Here is a 15,177-nt window from a genome sequence, read left to right as displayed (position 1 = left end):
GCCCAAGCCTGAACGGATAGACCGGCTGATAAACCGGCTAAAGGGTTTCCCCCCACGCTACCGTGGGGGGAAGCTTTGCGTCCTGGAGCTGGTGGGCGGCGTAGGACTTGAACCTACGACCTCTCGCTTGTAAGGCGAGCGCTCTGGCCGGCTGAGCTAGCCGCCCGTGGTGACCCCAGGGGGAATCGAACCCCCGTTTCGGCCTTGAGAGGGCCGCGTCCTAACCGCTAGACGATGGGGCCATTGGTGGGCCGTGCAGGATTCGAACCTGCGACCTACCGATTAAAAGTCGGTTGCTCTGCCAGCTGAGCTAACGGCCCCAAAGCCTTCGTGATTATAGGGGAAAGGAGGGCCCTTGTCCAGGGCGGAGGAGGCGTTCCATGATCCAAAGGCCCAGGGCCTCCTCCCCCACCCTCCTCCGCAAGGCCTCGAGGTCAAAGGGGCGGGGCAGGAGGGACTCCAGGGCCTCCTTGGGCAGGGGGGCCGCCCCCAGGAAGCGGAAAAAGGCCCCGTCCGCCCAGGGGGGAACCCAGGCCCCGCTGCGGCAGAGGAAGACCCGGTGGAACACCCCCTCCACCTTCCCTCCTGGGTCCAGAGCCCGCGCCAGGGGCACCTGGGGCTCGGGCTCCTGGGCAGGGTCCCGCCAGGGGGGGTAGAAGACCCGAAGCCTAGCCCCTTGCCGGGCGTAGAAGACCATCCAGTCGTCGCAGGCGGGCTCCTCCCCCAAGGGGCGGTAGCCCGCGTCGTGATGGGCATCAAAGAGGATCACCTCCTCCACCCCCTCCCGCACCCCGGGGTGGAAGGCCAGGGCGTTGGAGTCCGCGTAGTAAAGCCGTGCATCCGGGGCAAAGGAAAACCTTTCCCAGAACCCCTCCCACCCTTGGGGCTCCGGAAGGGGGAGCCCCCGGAGGAGAAAGGCCAGGGCCCTTCCTTCCCACACCTCCCCCAGGTGGTAGGGGGTTTCAAAGTGAGCCCAGGCGAAAAGGGAGGCCAAGGGGTCGTCCCCCCTTTGGGGCACGGGGAAGAAGTAGTCAAAATCCACCACCAGGAGGCGCATACCTCAAGAAATAGCAAACCCCCGCTCTAAGGCGGGGGCGGTTGGGCAAAAGAACCCTACCAGATGTAGAAGATGGTGACGATGACCAGCCAGACCGCGTCCACCAGGTGCCAGTACATGCTGGCGGCCTCGAGGGTCCCGTGCTGGTGCTGGGTCACCTTGCCCCTCAGGGCCTGGAGGTAGGCCAGCACCAGGCCAAAGCCCCCGATGACCACGTGCAGGCCGTGGAGGCCCACGATGGTGAAGAAGGTGGCGGTCCAGAGGTTCTCCTGCCAGCTGGAGTGGTGGTGGAACTGGTAGAACTCGTAGGCCTGGAAGAGGAAGAAAAGAACCCCAAGGATGATGGTGACGAGGAGGCCGAAGCGGAAGGGATTGAAGCGGCCCCGGCGGAGGTCGTGGTGGGCAAAGTGCACGGTGAAGGAGGAGCTCACCAGGAAGAAGGTGTTGAGGAGGGCAAGCCACAGGGCAGGCCGCTCCTCAGGAGGCGTGGCCGCCCCCGTGAGGCGCAGGTAGAGGTAGCCGGCGATGAGGATGGCGAAGAGGCCCACCTCCGAGACGATGAACCAGGCCATCCCCATCCAAGCGTTGGACTTGCCGGAAAGGGTGTGGTGCTCCACCGGGTGGCTGTACTCGTCCTCCAGGGCCCAGCGGATGAGGCCGTAGGCGAAGAGGGCAAGGAAAAGCCACATCCAGACGTTGGGCACCGGTAGGGCCGCCACGGAAACGAAGAAGGCGAAGAGGGTGGCCGCGGAGTAGAAGGGCCAGAAGGAGCTGTTGGGCAGGTGGATGTGGCTGGGGTCTTCCGCCTTCAGCTCCACCCCCTTCTTGGCCCAGTCGTAGAGGGGGCGCTCAGAGGGGAACTCTTTGGGCAAGGCCACGTCAAAGTTGTGGGCCTTGGGGGGGGAGTCCGTGAGCCACTCCAGGGTGTACCCGCCCCAGGGGTTGGCGGGGGCCTTCTCCCCGGAGCGGAGGCTCTTCCACATGTTGTAGACCCAAACGAGCCCCCCAAGGCCCAGGATGAAGGCGCCCACGGTGGAGATAAAGTTCAGCTCAGGCCAGCCGGCGATGTCCGCGTTGTAGGTGTAGTAGCGCCGGGGCATGCCCAAGAAGCCCAAGGCGTACTGGGGGAGGAAGGTGACCAGGTAGCCCACCAGGAAAAGCCAGAAGTGGAGGCGGCCCAGGCGCTCGTCGTACATGCGCCCGGTCATCTTGGGCCACCAGTAGTAAAGCCCAGCGAAGGCCCCAAAGGCGGAGCCCGCCATGAGGACGTTGTGGAAGTGGGCCACCACGAAGTAGGAGTCCTGGAAGTGGTAGTCCAGGGGGACCATGGAGAGCATGACCCCGGTGATCCCCCCGAGGAGGAAGTTGAAGATGAAGCCCAGCACCCAGTAGAGGGGAGTCTTCATCTCCAGGTGGCCGCCCCAGAGGGTCCCGATGAGGTTAAAGAGCTTCACCCCCGTGGGCACGGCGATGAGGGCGGTGAAGAAGGCAAAGGCGATCTGGAAGATGTTGGACTCCCCCACGGAGAACATGTGGTGGGCCCAGACCATGGTCCCTAGGACCACGATGCCCATCTGGGCCCAGACCATCTGCTTGTAGCCGAAAAGGGGCTTGCGGGCAAAGGTGGAGGCCACCTCCGCCAGGATGCCCAGGTAGGGGAGGAGCATCACGTAGACCGTGGGGTGGGAATAGAACCAGAAGAACTGCTGGAAGAGCACCGGGTCCCCCCCGATCTCGGGGTTAAACCAGGAAAGCCCGATCTTCCGGTCCAATAGGACGACGAGGGTGGCCGAGGTGAGCCCCGCCAGGCTAAAGAGGTTGAGGACGCTGGCGGCGAAGACGCTCCAGACGTACATGGGCATCTTCCACATGCCCATCCCCTGGGCCCGGAGGTTGTAGATGGTGGCGATGAAGTTGGCGTTGCCGAGGAGGCTGGAGAAGCCCAGGAGGAGGATGGCGGCCATGTAAAAGCTGACCCCGCTCCCAGACTGGACGGAGAAGGGATAGTAGAAGGTCCAGCCCACCGAAGGCGCCCCGCCGGGGAAGAAGAAACTCATGAGGGCGAGGAGGATGGCCCCCAGGAAGGCCCAGTAGCTGAAGGCGTTCACCCGGGGCAGGGCCACGTCCCGGGCCCCCAGCATGAGGGGCACCACGAAGTTGCCGAAGCCCGTGAGCCCGGCCTGGATGATGAAGAAGAAGAGCATGGTGGCCCCGTGCAGGGTGAGGATCTGGTTGTACTGCTCGCCGGTGAGGAAGCCGGCGTTGGGCACGGCCAGCTGGGCCCGGATGAGGAGGGAGAAGACCCCCGCCAGGGCAAAAGCGAAGAAGGCCGTGGCCGTGTAGAGGAGGCCGATCTTCTTGTGGTCTACCGTAGTGAGAAGGTCCCAGAGGACCGCCCACACCCCTGCCTTTGGACGTGCCGTGATCGCCATCGCCTAACCTCCTAGAACTTGGGTAGGGCCTTCAGGTCCAGGCCCTCCACCTTAAGCCCCTCCAGGTAGCGCACCAGGGCGTCCAACTCCTCCTCGGAAAGCTGGGGGAAGCTGGGCATCTTCACCCCAGGTTTCATGGAGGCCGGGTCCTTGATCCAGGCCTTTAGGTTTTCCGGGGTGTTGTCCACGATCCCCGCGGCCAGGCTCACCCGGTTCCCCACAAAGCCTAGCTCCGGCCCGATGACCGCAGGGGGCATCTGTCCCTGGACCCCGTGGCAGGCCATGCAGTTCTGCTGGAAGACCTGCTGCCCCTTTGCATCGGCCACTGGAGGGGTGTAGGCCTTGGCGGCCTCCACGAAGCGGTCAAACTCCTCCTTGGGCACCACCAGGACCCGGAAGAGCATGCGGGCATGGCTTGGGCCGCAAAGCTCCGCGCAGAAACCGTAGTAGTTGCCCGGGGTTTCAGGTGTGAGGTGGATAAGAGTCTTTTGTCCCGGAATGGCATCCCGCTTACCTGTAAGGCCCGGCACCCAGAAAGAGTGGATCACGTCCTTGGAGGTGACCTCCAGGGTCACCGGAACCCCCGCGGGGAGGATGAGCTCGTTAGAGTTCCTAAGGCCCAGGTCGGCGTAGTGGAAGTCCCACCAGAACTGGTAGCCCGTGACCTCCACCTTTATGGCCCCTGGAATGGGCTTGTTGACCTGGATCAGGGCCCGGGCCGTGAGGCCGAAGAGGACGAAAATAATGGCCAAGGGAATGAGGGTCCAGATGACCTCCAAGCGGTCGTTGCCGTGAATCTGCGGAGGCTCTCCCGTCTGGCCAGGTTTGGCCCGGAACTTGAGGGTGATGTAGGCGAGAGACCCCGCCACCACCCCAAAGATCAGGACGGAAAAGGCCAGGACCCAGATCAGAAGCCCGTTGGTTTCCCGGTTTACGGGGGAGGCCGGGTGGGTGATGGCCACCCGGTGGGCCTCCTGGGCCAACGCGAACCCCAAAAGACCAATCGCCGTTAGCGTTCTTCTCATCTTCCCTCCCTATAGCGCCCGGTCCACCGCCATGGCCACGAAGAGCAGGGCCAGGTAGAGCATGGAGTATTTATACAGGGAAACCGCCGTCCTGCGCTCGGGCTGGCGGTAGAGGGCCAGGCTTTTAAGGATAAGTAAGCCGTTAAGGATGAGGCTGAAGGCCAGGTAGGTGAGGCCGAGCTCCCCCAAGAGAAGGGGCATAAGGGAGATAAGGGCGGTGAGCACCGCGTAGAGGGCGATCTGGAGCACCGTGATCCTCTCGCCCAGGACCACGGGAAGCATAGGCACCCCCACGGCCCGGTAGTCGTCTTGGATCATGAGGGCCAGGGCCCAGAAGTGGACGGGGGTCCAGAAGAAGATGAGGGCAAAGAGGTACCAGGCGAAGAGGCCAAGCTCCCCCGTCACCGCGGCGTAGCCCACCAGGGGCGGAAAAGCCCCCGCCGCCCCCCCGATGACGATGTTGTGCCAGGTGCGGCGCTTGAGGTAGAGGGTGTAGACCAGAACGTACCAGATGAGCCCCATGAGGGCCAGGGTGGCCGAAAGGAGGTTGGCGCCCCACCAGAGGATGAAAAAGGCTAGCAGGGCCAGGAGGAAGGCAAAGAGGAGGGCGTCCCGACTGGAGATTTTCTGGGTGACGGTGGGCCGCCTCGAGGTCCTCTTCATCCTCGCGTCAATATCCCGGTCTATGACCATGTTGATGGCGTTGGCCGCCCCCGCCATCATGTACCCCCCCAGGGCCACCACCAGGAAGAGCTTGAGGCCGGGCCAGCCCCGGGCGGCCATAAAGGTGGCGAAAAGGGCGGTGAGGAGGAGGAGGCTGATGACCCGGGGCTTGGTGAGGGCCAGGTAGTCCTTCCAGGTGGCCCCCCCCGTGCCCCGGTGGGCCTCCCCGCCCCCTTCCCCCAGCTCCACCCGCCGGGCCCCCTGGGCCAGGGCAGCCGCAGCCAGGAAGAGAAAGAGGAGCCAGACCCCGTAGGCCAGGAAAAGGTGGAGGATCTGCATCCAAACCGGGGCCTTGAGCCAAACGTTCACCAGGCCCGCCAGGAGCTGGACCCCGTAGAGGTAGGCCAGGGCGTGGGCCAGGCGGCGGGCCAGGGGGGAGGGGCGGAGGTGGGCCACCAGGTACCCGGCGAAGACCACGTAGAGCCCCACGCTCACCGCAATCAGGGGGTGGAGAACCCTAAGGCGCACCAGGAAATGCTCTCCCGGGGTAAGGGAGCGCTCCAGAGCCTCGAGGGTATTCCGCACGGGAAAGAGGAGGTCCCCCAGGGCGGTCACCGCCCCGCTCATCCCCAGGAAGAGGAGGGCCAGGAAACCCAGGAGGAGGGCCCCTCCCACCGCCCCCTGTCCCCTGAGGCGCAAAGGGGCTCCCCCGGAGGCCCACCAGGCGGTGAGGGCCAAGGCAGCCAGGAGCAGGTAGGTGTTGGCCAGGTGGACCATCTGGACCACGGCCCTTTCCGCACTCGTGTTGTGGGCGGTCCAACCGAAGAGGACCAGGGAAGCCCCCACCAGGCTTTCCGTGATCATGAACAGGAAGGAAAGCCCTGCCCCCAGCCGGGCCGGGTGGCCCTTGGGGAGGAAGCGGAAGGCCAGGAGGAGAAGGGCCAGGACCGAGAGGAAGGCCAGGCCCGAGGTGGCTCGGTGGGTGAACTCAATGAGGGTCTCCACCTGGGGCGCCCGGGGGATAATCTCCCCGTTGCAGGTGGGCCAGTGAGCTCCGCACCCAGCTCCCGCCCCCGTGGCCCGCACATAGGCCCCAAAGAGGGCCACCAGGACGTTCCACACGAGGACACCCCAGGCGTAGCGGTCTAGGCGGGTCTTGTTCATAGGGCTCCGTCCCCCAAGACGGTTGTGCTTGCTATTATGCCAAGGGTAGGACATCCCCAGCCAAGTACATTTGTCCCTACCACTTACTTCACCCAGGGGGAAGCCTAATACCCCTTGCCCCTATTTGGCAAGGGGTTTCGCAGACTACTCCGTCCTTGGCCCCGCCTTCCGCACCGCTTCGGGAACCCCGTCCGCGTACTTGGCGAAGTTTTCCTGAAAGAGCCGGGCAAGCCTCAGGGCCTGCCGGTCGTAAGCCTCGGGGTCAGCCCAGGTGGCGCGGGGGTCCAAAAGCTTCCGCGGCACCCCGGGGGCCTCGAGGGGCACCTCAAAGCCAAATACCGGATCTTTCCGGTAGGGCACCCCTTCCAACGCCCCGGAGAGAGCGGCCCGCAGGAGGGCCCGGGTCACGGGGAGAGGGAAGCGGCGGCCCACCCCGTAGGGCCCCCCAGTCCAGCCCGTGTTGACCAAGTAGACCCGGGGACGGTGGCGGCGGAGCTTCTCCCCCAACATCTCCGCGTAAACCCCAGGATGGAGGGGGAGAAAGGGAGCCCCGAAGCAGGCGGAGAAGGTGGCCTTGGGCTCCGTCACCCCCCGCTCGGTGCCCGCCACCCGGGCGGTGTAGCCGGAGATGAAGTAGTACATGGCCTGCTCGGGGGAAAGCCGGGCAATGGGGGGGAGAACCCCGTAGGCATCCGCGGAAAGGAAAAAGATGGCCTTGGGGTGGCCCGCCACCCCGGACTCCACTACGTTCTCCAGGTGGGCGATGGGGTAGGAGGCGCGGGTGTTTTCTGTCTTGGAGTCGTCGTCCCACTCCACCCGGCGGCTTTCCGGGTTCAGCACCACGTTTTCCAGGATGGCCTCAAACTGGTTGGAGGCCTTATAGATGAGGGGTTCGTCCTCGGGGGAAAGGCGGATGACCTTAGCGTAGCACCCCCCCTCAAAGTTGAAGACCCCCTCCTCGCTCCAGCCGTGCTCGTCGTCCCCGATGAGGGGCCGGTCGGGGTCGGTGGAGAGGGTGGTCTTGCCGGTGCCGGAAAGCCCAAAGAAGACCGCCACGTCTCCCTCTTTCCCCACGTTGGCGGAGGCGTGCATGGGGAAGACGCCCCTCTTGGGCATGAGGTAGTTCATCACGGTGAAGATGCTCTTCTTGATCTCTCCCGCATATCGAGTGCCCAGGATGAGGACCACCCGCTTCCGAAAGCTGATGCCCACGAAGACCTCGCTTCTGGTGCCGTCCCGCTCGGGCTCTGCCAGGAAGTAGGGGGCGTGGACCACGGTGAAGCCGGGGGTGAAGCGCTCCACCTCATCGTCCTCGGGGAAGCGGCGGGGGAGGATGAACATGTTGCGGGCGAAGAGGGCGTGCCAGGGGCTTTCCGTCACCACCCGCACCGCCAGGCGGTGGCGCTTTTCAGCCCCCGCGTAGAGGTCCTGGACGTAGAGGTCCCGCTCGGATAGGTAGGCGGTGGCCCGGGCGTAGAGGGCCTCAAAGGCCTCGGGGGCAAAGGGCTGGTTCACCTCCCCCCACCAGATCTCCCCCTCCACCTCGGGGTCTTGGACCACGAACTTGTCCTTGGGGCTTCTGCCCGTGTAAGGGGTGGTGTCCACCACCAAAGGCCCCTTGTGGGCCAGAATCCCTTCCCCCCGGGCCAGGGTGTGCTCCACCAGGGCGGGAGAGGTGGTGTTCCAGAAAACCTTCTTCTTTGGATATATCCCAAGGGGCTCCAGGCGCTCCATGCCAGCCTCCTCATGTTCAGGGTATCACAAGCTGGTTTCCACGCTTCCATCCTCCAAGAAAGCCCGGGTGAGCCGCTTGCCCAGCTCCACTCCCGGCTGGTCAAAGGCGTTCACCCCCCAAAGCTCCCCAAGAAGAGCGGTCTGCCACATGAGGTGCTGAAGGAGCCAGCCCACCCCGTAGGGGTCCACCCGTTCCAGGTAAAGGGCGTAGGCCTTCTGGTCGGCCTCGGCCAAGGCCTGGTAGGTGGCCTCGGCCTCGGCCCGGAGGAGGCGGTGGAAGGTCTTACCCTGGAGGTAGGCCACAGCCTCCAGGCCCTCCACCTCGGGGATTTCCAGGTCCGCCACCGGGTTTTCCGGGATGAGAAGGGCGATGAGCTTGTCGGGGGGGCCTTCGCGGAAAAGCTGCACCTGGGCGTGCTGGTCCTGGGGGCCCAGGGCAGGGAGGGCGGTGGTACCCACCCTCCTCCCTTCCCGGTCCCGCTTGCCCAGGGACTCGCTGTGGAGCTGGACGAACCAAAAGGGGAGGTGTTTGAGCCTTTCCGAGTACACCATGAAGACGCTGACGGGCCGGTCCCGGTGGAGGTCCTGGAGGAGGGCGGTGTGGAGGGGAAGGGCCTCCTCCAGGGGCCCCTGGGCCTGGGCGTTGGCCTTCCTGGCCCCGGCAAGGAGGGCCTCGAGGTCCACCCCGGCGAAGGCCAAGGGGAGGAGGCCCACCGGGGAAAGGACGGAAAACCGCCCCCCCACGGCCTCGGGGATGGGGAAGCTTTTAAGACCCTCCCCTTCGGCAAAGGCCCGCAAAGGGCCCCCATGGGGGTCGGTGGTCACGGCCACATGGCGGCGCCACCCCTCTCCCAGGGCCTCCTGCAGCCAGCGGAGGAAAAGGAAGAAGGTGGCCAGGGTCTCGGCGGTGGCCCCGGACTTGGAGACCACGTTCACCAGGGTTTTCCTGGGATCCAGCCGGGCGAGGAGGGCCCGTAGGGGCTCGGGCTCCACGTGGTCCACGAAGTGGAAACGCACCCGCCCGTCCCCAAAGGCGGCCTCGAGGGCCTTAGGGCCGAGTGCGCTTCCTCCGATGCCGATATGGACAAAGTCCTCCACCCAAGGGTTCGCCTCCCGGTAACGGCGAACGGCCCTTAAGGTCTCCGTGTCCTCGGGGAGATCCAGCCAACCGAGCATGGCTTGGGGCTCCCCTTTCCGGGCCAGGAGGGCCGAACGGGCCTTGAGGAGGCGGGGGGCGTTTTGGCGGAGGGCCTCCCCAAAGCCCGGGAGGAAGCGGGTGTCCAGGCGCAACATGGGGGTATGTTACCAGCTTGACCCACCCCTAAAGACCGGGGCTATCATGGCCTGCTATCATGGCCTTATGACCCCCCTTTCGGTTATTCACCCGCATAGACCTTGACAGGACAAAAGGAAAGGGGGTCTTTGGTCCTTATGACCCCACCCAAGACCCCCATACCCAGTCTACTTCTCCCCCTCCAAACCCCCCTCCAGGCCCTCACCGCCTTTCCAGTCTTCCCCGGACGGGGGAGAGGCAGGTGTGGGCGTGGGTCCTGGCCTTTCCCCTGGTGGCGCAGGTGCTTTCGGCGCGGGGCTTGGGGATCGGTCAGGTGCTCAGGGCGGTGGAGTGAGTATGCATCTGAATATCCGAAAGGGGGGTCCACCTGGACGGCCAAAGCCTCCACCCAGCCTACCCGGACCACGCGGCGAGCCTGGCCGCCTGGCTCCTCCTGGAGGCCGAGCGGCAGGGGGTGGCCTTTGGGCTCTCCCTGGGAAAGGAGCGGCTTCCCCTGGGCCGGGGCCGGGCCCACCTCCAAAGGGCCCTCACCCTCCTCGCCCGCTTCACCCCAAGTCCCGCCCCCAGCACCCCCGGGGAGCACCTACCTCCTGGTCACCCAGGCCGCGGAAAGGGCCTTCGGCATCCCCCCGGGGCTCCAGCGGGCCCTAGGGCTCAAAGGGGTCCTCCTGGTCCACGGCCTGCGCCTCCAAGTGGTGCGGGGATACGAGCCCTTGCGCTTTGGGGGAGAATAGAAGCATGGGCTACGTGCCCCCGCCCACCCCCCAGCACGGCCTCGAGGAGGGCCCCGTCCTCCTCAAGGACGGCCGCACCGCCCTCCTCCGCCGGGCCACCCCCAAGGACAAGGCCCTTTTCGTGGAGTTCCTAAGCCGGCTCTCCCCGGAAACCTTAAGGATGCGCTTCTTCTCCCCCATCAGCCCCGAGAAGGCCGCAGATCTCCTCCTTTCCGCCCGCCCCGAGGAGGAGAAGGTGACCCTCATCGTCCTGGCCGGGGACCCTCCTAGGATCGTGGCCACGGGGGAGTACGTGCGGGTAAGAGGAGAAGACACGGCGGAGGTGGCCTTTCTGGTGGACGAGGCCTACCAGGGGAAAGGCCTTGGGACCCTCCTCCTGGAAAGGCTCGCCCTCATCGCCGCCAAGCGGGGGGTGCGCCTCTTCCAGGCCTTCACCCTCTCGGAAAACCAGAAGATGCTCTCCGTCTTCCAGGAAAGCGGCTTCCAGGTGGAGGCCCACCGGGAAGGGGGAGAGGTGGAGGTGCGCTTCCCCATCCTTATGGAGGAAAAGACGGCGGAACGCTTTGAATGGCGGGAGAAGGTCTCCACCATCGCCAGCCTCCACCCCTTCTTCTTCCCCCGGGGGGTGGCGGTGGTGGGGGCAAGCCGCGACCCCGAAAGCATCGGCTACCGGGTGCTGGAGCACCTGGTCCTGGGGCGCTTCCAGGGGCCGGTCTTCCCGGTAAACGAGGCCATTGAGCCGGGGGGCACGGTGGGGCCCCTTCTCGCCTACCCCAGCCTGGAAAGCCTCCCCTTTCCCGTGGACCTGGCGGTGATCGCGGTGCCCAAGGAACGGGTGGCCTCGGTCTTGAGGGCGGCGGGGCGGAGGGGGGTGCGGGCGGCCATCGTCCTCACCACCGGCTTCAGCCCCAAGGAGGGGGCGGAGCTGGCCGAGCTTGCCCGAAGGCAGGGCATGCGCCTTTTGGGGCCAGGCTCTTTGGGGCTTGTCCACACCCACCCCGAGGTGCGCCTGGCCGCGGGGCTCGTCCCCCTGCCTAGGGCGGGGGGGCTTGCCATCTCCAGCCAGTCCGGCACCCTGGGACGGGCGGTCATGGCCTACGCGGAGGGGATGGGCCTGGGGATTTCCGCCTTCGCCTCCTTGGGGGCCAAGGCCGACCTATCCTCCAACGACCTCCTCCAGTTCTGGGAGGAGGACGAGCGCACGGGCCTCATCCTCCTTTACCTGGAAAGCTTCGGCAACCCCCGGCGCTTTTCCCGCTTGGCCCGGAGGATCGGGAAGAAGAAGCCCATCCTGGCGGTCCACCCCTCCCGCGACCCCCTGGTGCGGGCCCTCTTCGCCCAGGCAGGGGTCATCCGGGCCAACAGCCTCGAGGAGGCCTTTGACGTGGCCGCCCTCCTGGCCACGGGGAAGCTCCCCAAGAACGAGCGGGTCCAGCTCATCGCCAACGCCTCCGGGCCCTCCAACCTGGCCCTGGAGGCCCTAAAGGAGGGGGGGCTTGCCGTGGAGACCGTGGACCTGGGCTCCACCGCCAGGGGGGAGGACTACGAGAAGGCGGTGGCCGAGGCCCTCTCCTCCGAGGCGAGCACGGTCTTTCTCCTCCACGTGCCCATGGGCTTCGCCTCCAGCGAGGAGGCCCTAAGGCCACTCCTAAACGCCCAAGGGGGGGAGAAGCTCCTCATGGCCTGCGTCATGGGGGAGGCGGGCATCCGGGCCCGGCTCCAGGGGGAGGTCCCCCTCTACCGCTTCCCCGAGTCCGCGGCCATCGCCCTGGCCCGGGCCTGGGGCTACGCCCGCTGGCGGGCCGAACCCCTCCACTTCCCCGACTTCCAAGACCTCGAGGTGGATCGGGCCCGGAAGCTCCTGGAGGGCCCCTTGGAGGAAGGGGAACTCCTAAAGGCCTTTGGCCTCCCCTTAGGGGAGGGGGAGGGCCTCCATCTGAAGCTGAAGACCGAGCCCCACCCCCTCTTCGGCCCCGTCCTCACCCTCCTCCTCCCCACGCCCCTAGGGGACCAGCCCTTGGGCCAGCGCCTCTCCCCCCTCACGGAGAAGGACGCGGAGGAGCTCCTAGGCCCCCTCAAGGCCGCAGGGGTAGACCCCGCCCCCTACCGGGAGATCCTCCTCCGCCTCTCCCGGCTATTGGAGGAGTTGCCGGAGGTGGAGGAGATGGAGCTGGAGCTTAGAGGCGCGAGGATTGTCCGCTATGCCCTCCGTTTGGGAAATCGCTAGCCCCAAGAACCCCCGGGTGAAGGCCCTGGCCGAGCTCAAGGAAAGGCGGGGCCGAAAGGAACAGGGCCTTTTCCTGGTGGAGGGCCTAAGGGAGGTGGAGAGGGCCCTTTCCGCGGGGCTTAGGCCTAGGGTCCTGGTTCTCGGGCCCAAGGCGGGGCCGGAGGAAAGGGCCCTCATGGGGAGGGCCGAGGAGGTCCTCCTCCTTTCCAAAAGGGCCCTGCAAAAGGTCTCCACCCGGGAAAACCCCGCCCAGGTCCTGGCCGCCTTCCCCATTCCCCAAAGGCGCCTCTCCCAGGTCCACTTGCCGGAAAACCCCCTGGTCCTCGCGGCCATCGGGGTGGAGAAGCCCGGGAACCTGGGGGCTATCTTAAGGAGCGCGGACGCAGCCGGGGCCCACCTGGTCCTGGTGGCCGGGGGAGCGGACCCCTACGGCCCCCAGGTGGTCCACAACGCCACCGGGGTGCCCTTCCACCTCCCTGTGCTCCCCGTCTCGGAGGCGGAGCTTGCCCAGTTCCTCAAGGAGCGGGGCCTGAAGACCGTGGCCGCAAGCCCTAGGGGGGAGCGGCTCTACTGGGAGGAGGACTACCGAAGCGGGGTGGCCTTTTTGGTGGGGGCGGAGGACCGGGGCCTGGGCGAGGCCTGGCTGGAGCGGGCGGAGGCCCGGGTGCGCATCCCCATGCGCGGGGTGGCGGACAGCCTCAACGTCTCCGTGGCCGCGGCCCTCCTCCTCTATGAGGCCCTAAGGCAGCGGGGTTTATAAGGGAAGCCTCAACCCCCTTGACAAACGCCGAGGGGGCCCGGAATAATGACCCTTGGCTTGACACTCTCACCCTTTGAGCGTCAAAGGAGGGAGTGGGTATGGCGGAGGTGAAGACCGTGATCAAACCCCTAGGTGACCGCGTGGTGGTCAAGCGGATTGAGGAGGAGCCGAAGACCAAAGGCGGCATCGTCCTGCCCGACACCGCCAAGGAGAAGCCCCAGAAGGGCAAGGTGATCGCGGTGGGCACGGGCCGCGTCCTGGAGAACGGCCAGAAGGTGCCCCTCGAGGTCAAGGAGGGGGACATCGTGGTCTTCGCCAAGTACGGCGGCACGGAGATTGAGATCGACGGTGAGGAGTACGTGATCCTCTCCGAGCGGGACCTCTTGGCGGTCCTTTCCTAAGGAGGTGAGGTATGGCGAAGATCCTGGTGTTTGACGAGGCGGCTCGCCGGGCGCTGGAGCGCGGCGTCAACGCGGTGGCCGATGCGGTGAAGGTGACCCTGGGCCCCAGGGGCCGGAACGTGGTCCTGGAGAAGAAGTTCGGCTCCCCCACCATCACCAAAGACGGGGTGACGGTGGCCAAGGAGATTGAGCTGGAGAACCACCTGGAGAACATCGGGGCCCAGCTCCTCAAGGAGGTGGCCTCTAAGACCAACGACGTGGCCGGCGACGGCACCACCACCGCCACCGTCTTGGCCCAGGCCATCGTGCGGGAGGGCCTGAAGAACGTGGCCGCCGGGGCCAACCCCCTGGCCCTCAAGCGGGGCATTGAGAAGGCGGTGGAGGCCGCGGTGGAAAAGATCCGCTCCTTGGCCATCCCTGTGGAGGACCGGAAGGCGATTGAGGAGGTGGCCACCATCTCCGCCAATGACCCCGACGTGGGCAAGCTCATAGCCGACGCCATGGAGAAGGTGGGCAAGGAGGGGATCATCACCGTTGAGGAGTCCAAGAGCCTGGAGACCGAGCTGAAGTTCGTGGAGGGGTACCAGTTTGACAAGGGGTACATCTCCCCCTACTTCATCACCAACCCCGAGGCCATGGAGGCGGTCCTGGAGGACGCCTTCATCCTCATCGTGGAGAAGAAGGTCTCCAACGTGCGGGAGCTCCTGCCCATCCTGGAGCAGGTGGCTCAGACCGGTAAGCCCCTCCTGCTCATCGCCGAGGATGTGGAGGGCGAGGCCCTGGCCACCCTGGTGGTGAACAAGCTCCGGGGCACCCTGAACGTGGCTGCGGTGAAGGCCCCCGGCTTCGGTGACCGCCGCAAGGAGATGCTCAAGGACATCGCCGCGGTCACCGGCGGCACGGTGATCTCCGAGGAGCTTGGCTTCAAGCTGGAGAACGCCACCCTCTCCATGCTGGGCCGGGCCGAACGGGTGCGGATCACCAAGGACGAGACCACCATCGTGGGCGGCAAGGGCAAGAAGGAGGACATCGAGGCCCGGATCAACGCCATCAAGAAGGAGCTGGAGACCACCGACAGCGAGTACGCCAAGGAGAAGCTCCAGGAGCGCCTGGCCAAGCTGGCGGGCGGCGTGGCCGTGATCCGGGTGGGCGCCGCCACCGAGACCGAGCTCAAGGAGAAGAAGCACCGCTTTGAGGACGCCCTCTCCGCCACCCGGGCCGCGGTGGAGGAGGGGATCGTCCCCGGCGGCGGCGTGACCCTTCTCCGGGCCATCAGCGCGGTGGAGGAGCTCATCCAGAAGCTGGAAGGGGACGAGGCCACCGGGGCCAAGATCGTGCGCCGGTCCCTGGAGGAGCCCGCCCGCCAGATCGCGGAGAACGCCGGCTACGAGGGCTCCGTCATGGTGCAGAAGATCCTCTCCGAGACCAAGAACCTCCGCTTTGGCTTCAACGCCGCCACTGGGGAGTTCGTGGACATGGTGGAGGCGGGCATCGTGGACCCCGCCAAGGTGACCCGCTCCGCCCTGCAGAACGCCGCCTCCATCGGCGCCCTCATCCTCACCACGGAGGCCGTGGTGGCGGAGAAGCCCGAGAAGAAGGAGTCCACCCCCGCCCCCGCGGGCGCCGGGGAGATGGACTTCTAAGGGCCAGAAGGCCAACCCCCCCGGGGAGGCCCCGGGGGGGGTT

General features: G+C 66.2%; 11 protein-coding genes and 3 tRNA genes. 5 read left to right on the top strand and 9 right to left on the bottom strand.

The features are described from left to right. Positions 1-89: 89 nt before the first annotated feature. The 9 genes from WKI94_RS03685 to WKI94_RS03645 form a co-directional block, all read right to left on the bottom strand. Positions 90-166: transfer RNA gene (locus WKI94_RS03685), tRNA-Val, on the bottom strand. Position 167: 1 nt separating this feature from the next. After that, positions 168-242 (bottom strand) — tRNA-Glu (locus WKI94_RS03680). Positions 243-244: 2 nt separating this feature from the next. After that, a tRNA-Lys gene (locus WKI94_RS03675) sits at positions 245-320 on the bottom strand. A gap of 14 nt (positions 321-334) precedes the next feature. Then, positions 335-1,057, bottom strand: coding sequence for a hypothetical protein (locus tag WKI94_RS03670; protein WP_337844425.1), 723 nt, complete (start codon positions 1,055-1,057; stop codon positions 335-337). Between the two features lie 56 nt (positions 1,058-1,113). Next, complete coding sequence (ctaD, locus tag WKI94_RS03665; protein ID WP_337844424.1) at positions 1,114-3,489, bottom strand: cytochrome c oxidase subunit I; 2,376 nt, start codon at positions 3,487-3,489, stop codon at positions 1,114-1,116. Positions 3,490-3,500: 11 nt separating this feature from the next. Next, positions 3,501-4,514 carry a cytochrome c oxidase subunit II gene (gene coxB / locus WKI94_RS03660; RefSeq protein ID WP_337844423.1) on the bottom strand — a complete coding sequence of 338 codons (1,014 nt, stop codon included), beginning with the start codon at positions 4,512-4,514 and terminating at the stop codon, positions 3,501-3,503. 9 nt (positions 4,515-4,523) lie between these two features. Next, the gene (locus WKI94_RS03655; protein WP_337844422.1) at positions 4,524-6,341 is read right to left on the bottom strand and encodes a heme o synthase; all 1,818 of its coding nucleotides are present in this window, start codon (positions 6,339-6,341) and stop codon (positions 4,524-4,526) included. A gap of 144 nt (positions 6,342-6,485) precedes the next feature. Beyond that, on the bottom strand, positions 6,486-8,075 hold the full coding sequence (gene pckA, locus WKI94_RS03650; protein ID WP_337844421.1) for a phosphoenolpyruvate carboxykinase (ATP): 1,590 nt from the start codon (positions 8,073-8,075) through the stop codon (positions 6,486-6,488). Between the two features lie 24 nt (positions 8,076-8,099). After that, positions 8,100-9,368, bottom strand: coding sequence for a glucose-6-phosphate isomerase (locus WKI94_RS03645; protein ID WP_337844420.1), 1,269 nt, complete (start codon positions 9,366-9,368; stop codon positions 8,100-8,102). A gap of 462 nt (positions 9,369-9,830) precedes the next feature. Here WKI94_RS03645 and WKI94_RS03640 point away from each other — a divergent pair, with 462 nt between their 5' ends. From WKI94_RS03640 to groL, 5 genes are all read left to right on the top strand, one after another. Beyond that, complete coding sequence (locus WKI94_RS03640; RefSeq protein ID WP_337844419.1) at positions 9,831-10,103, top strand: hypothetical protein; 273 nt, start codon at positions 9,831-9,833, stop codon at positions 10,101-10,103. Positions 10,104-10,107: 4 nt separating this feature from the next. After that, positions 10,108-12,330 carry a GNAT family N-acetyltransferase gene (locus WKI94_RS03635; protein WP_337844418.1) on the top strand — a complete coding sequence of 741 codons (2,223 nt, stop codon included), beginning with the start codon at positions 10,108-10,110 and terminating at the stop codon, positions 12,328-12,330. Next, positions 12,305-13,090, top strand: a complete 786-nt coding sequence (locus WKI94_RS03630) for an RNA methyltransferase (RefSeq protein WP_337844417.1) — start codon at positions 12,305-12,307, stop codon at positions 13,088-13,090. The genes WKI94_RS03635 and WKI94_RS03630 overlap by 26 nt, the downstream gene beginning before the upstream one ends. A gap of 98 nt (positions 13,091-13,188) precedes the next feature. After that, complete coding sequence (gene groES / locus WKI94_RS03625) at positions 13,189-13,491, top strand: co-chaperone GroES (protein WP_016328317.1); 303 nt, start codon at positions 13,189-13,191, stop codon at positions 13,489-13,491. Positions 13,492-13,502: 11 nt separating this feature from the next. Then, a complete protein-coding gene (gene groL, locus WKI94_RS03620; protein ID WP_337844416.1) occupies positions 13,503-15,134 on the top strand; it encodes a chaperonin GroEL in 1,632 nt (543 codons plus the stop codon). Positions 15,135-15,177: the final 43 nt, after the last annotated feature.

Origin of the sequence: Thermus sp. (assembly GCF_037444525.1) — a bacterium.
Lineage (GTDB): Bacteria > Deinococcota > Deinococci > Deinococcales > Thermaceae > Thermus.
This window is presented reverse-complemented; position numbering and strand designations above follow the sequence as displayed.

Bases quoted from the DNA above. Each gene is read 5' to 3' on its own strand.
- WKI94_RS03670 (WP_337844425.1), bottom strand. From the start codon at position 1,057: ATGCGCCTCCTGGTGGTGGATTTTGACTACTTCTTCCCCGTGCCCCAA.
- ctaD (WP_337844424.1), bottom strand. From the start codon at position 3,489: ATGGCGATCACGGCACGTCCAAAGGCAGGGGTGTGGGCGGTCCTCTGG.
- coxB (WP_337844423.1), bottom strand. From the start codon at position 4,514: ATGAGAAGAACGCTAACGGCGATTGGTCTTTTGGGGTTCGCGTTGGCC.
- WKI94_RS03655 (WP_337844422.1), bottom strand. From the start codon at position 6,341: ATGAACAAGACCCGCCTAGACCGCTACGCCTGGGGTGTCCTCGTGTGG.
- pckA (WP_337844421.1), bottom strand. From the start codon at position 8,075: ATGGAGCGCCTGGAGCCCCTTGGGATATATCCAAAGAAGAAGGTTTTC.
- WKI94_RS03645 (WP_337844420.1), bottom strand. From the start codon at position 9,368: ATGTTGCGCCTGGACACCCGCTTCCTCCCGGGCTTTGGGGAGGCCCTC.
- WKI94_RS03635 (WP_337844418.1), top strand. From the start codon at position 10,108: ATGGGCTACGTGCCCCCGCCCACCCCCCAGCACGGCCTCGAGGAGGGC.
- WKI94_RS03630 (WP_337844417.1), top strand. From the start codon at position 12,305: ATGCCCTCCGTTTGGGAAATCGCTAGCCCCAAGAACCCCCGGGTGAAG.
- groES (WP_016328317.1), top strand. From the start codon at position 13,189: ATGGCGGAGGTGAAGACCGTGATCAAACCCCTAGGTGACCGCGTGGTG.
- groL (WP_337844416.1), top strand. From the start codon at position 13,503: ATGGCGAAGATCCTGGTGTTTGACGAGGCGGCTCGCCGGGCGCTGGAG.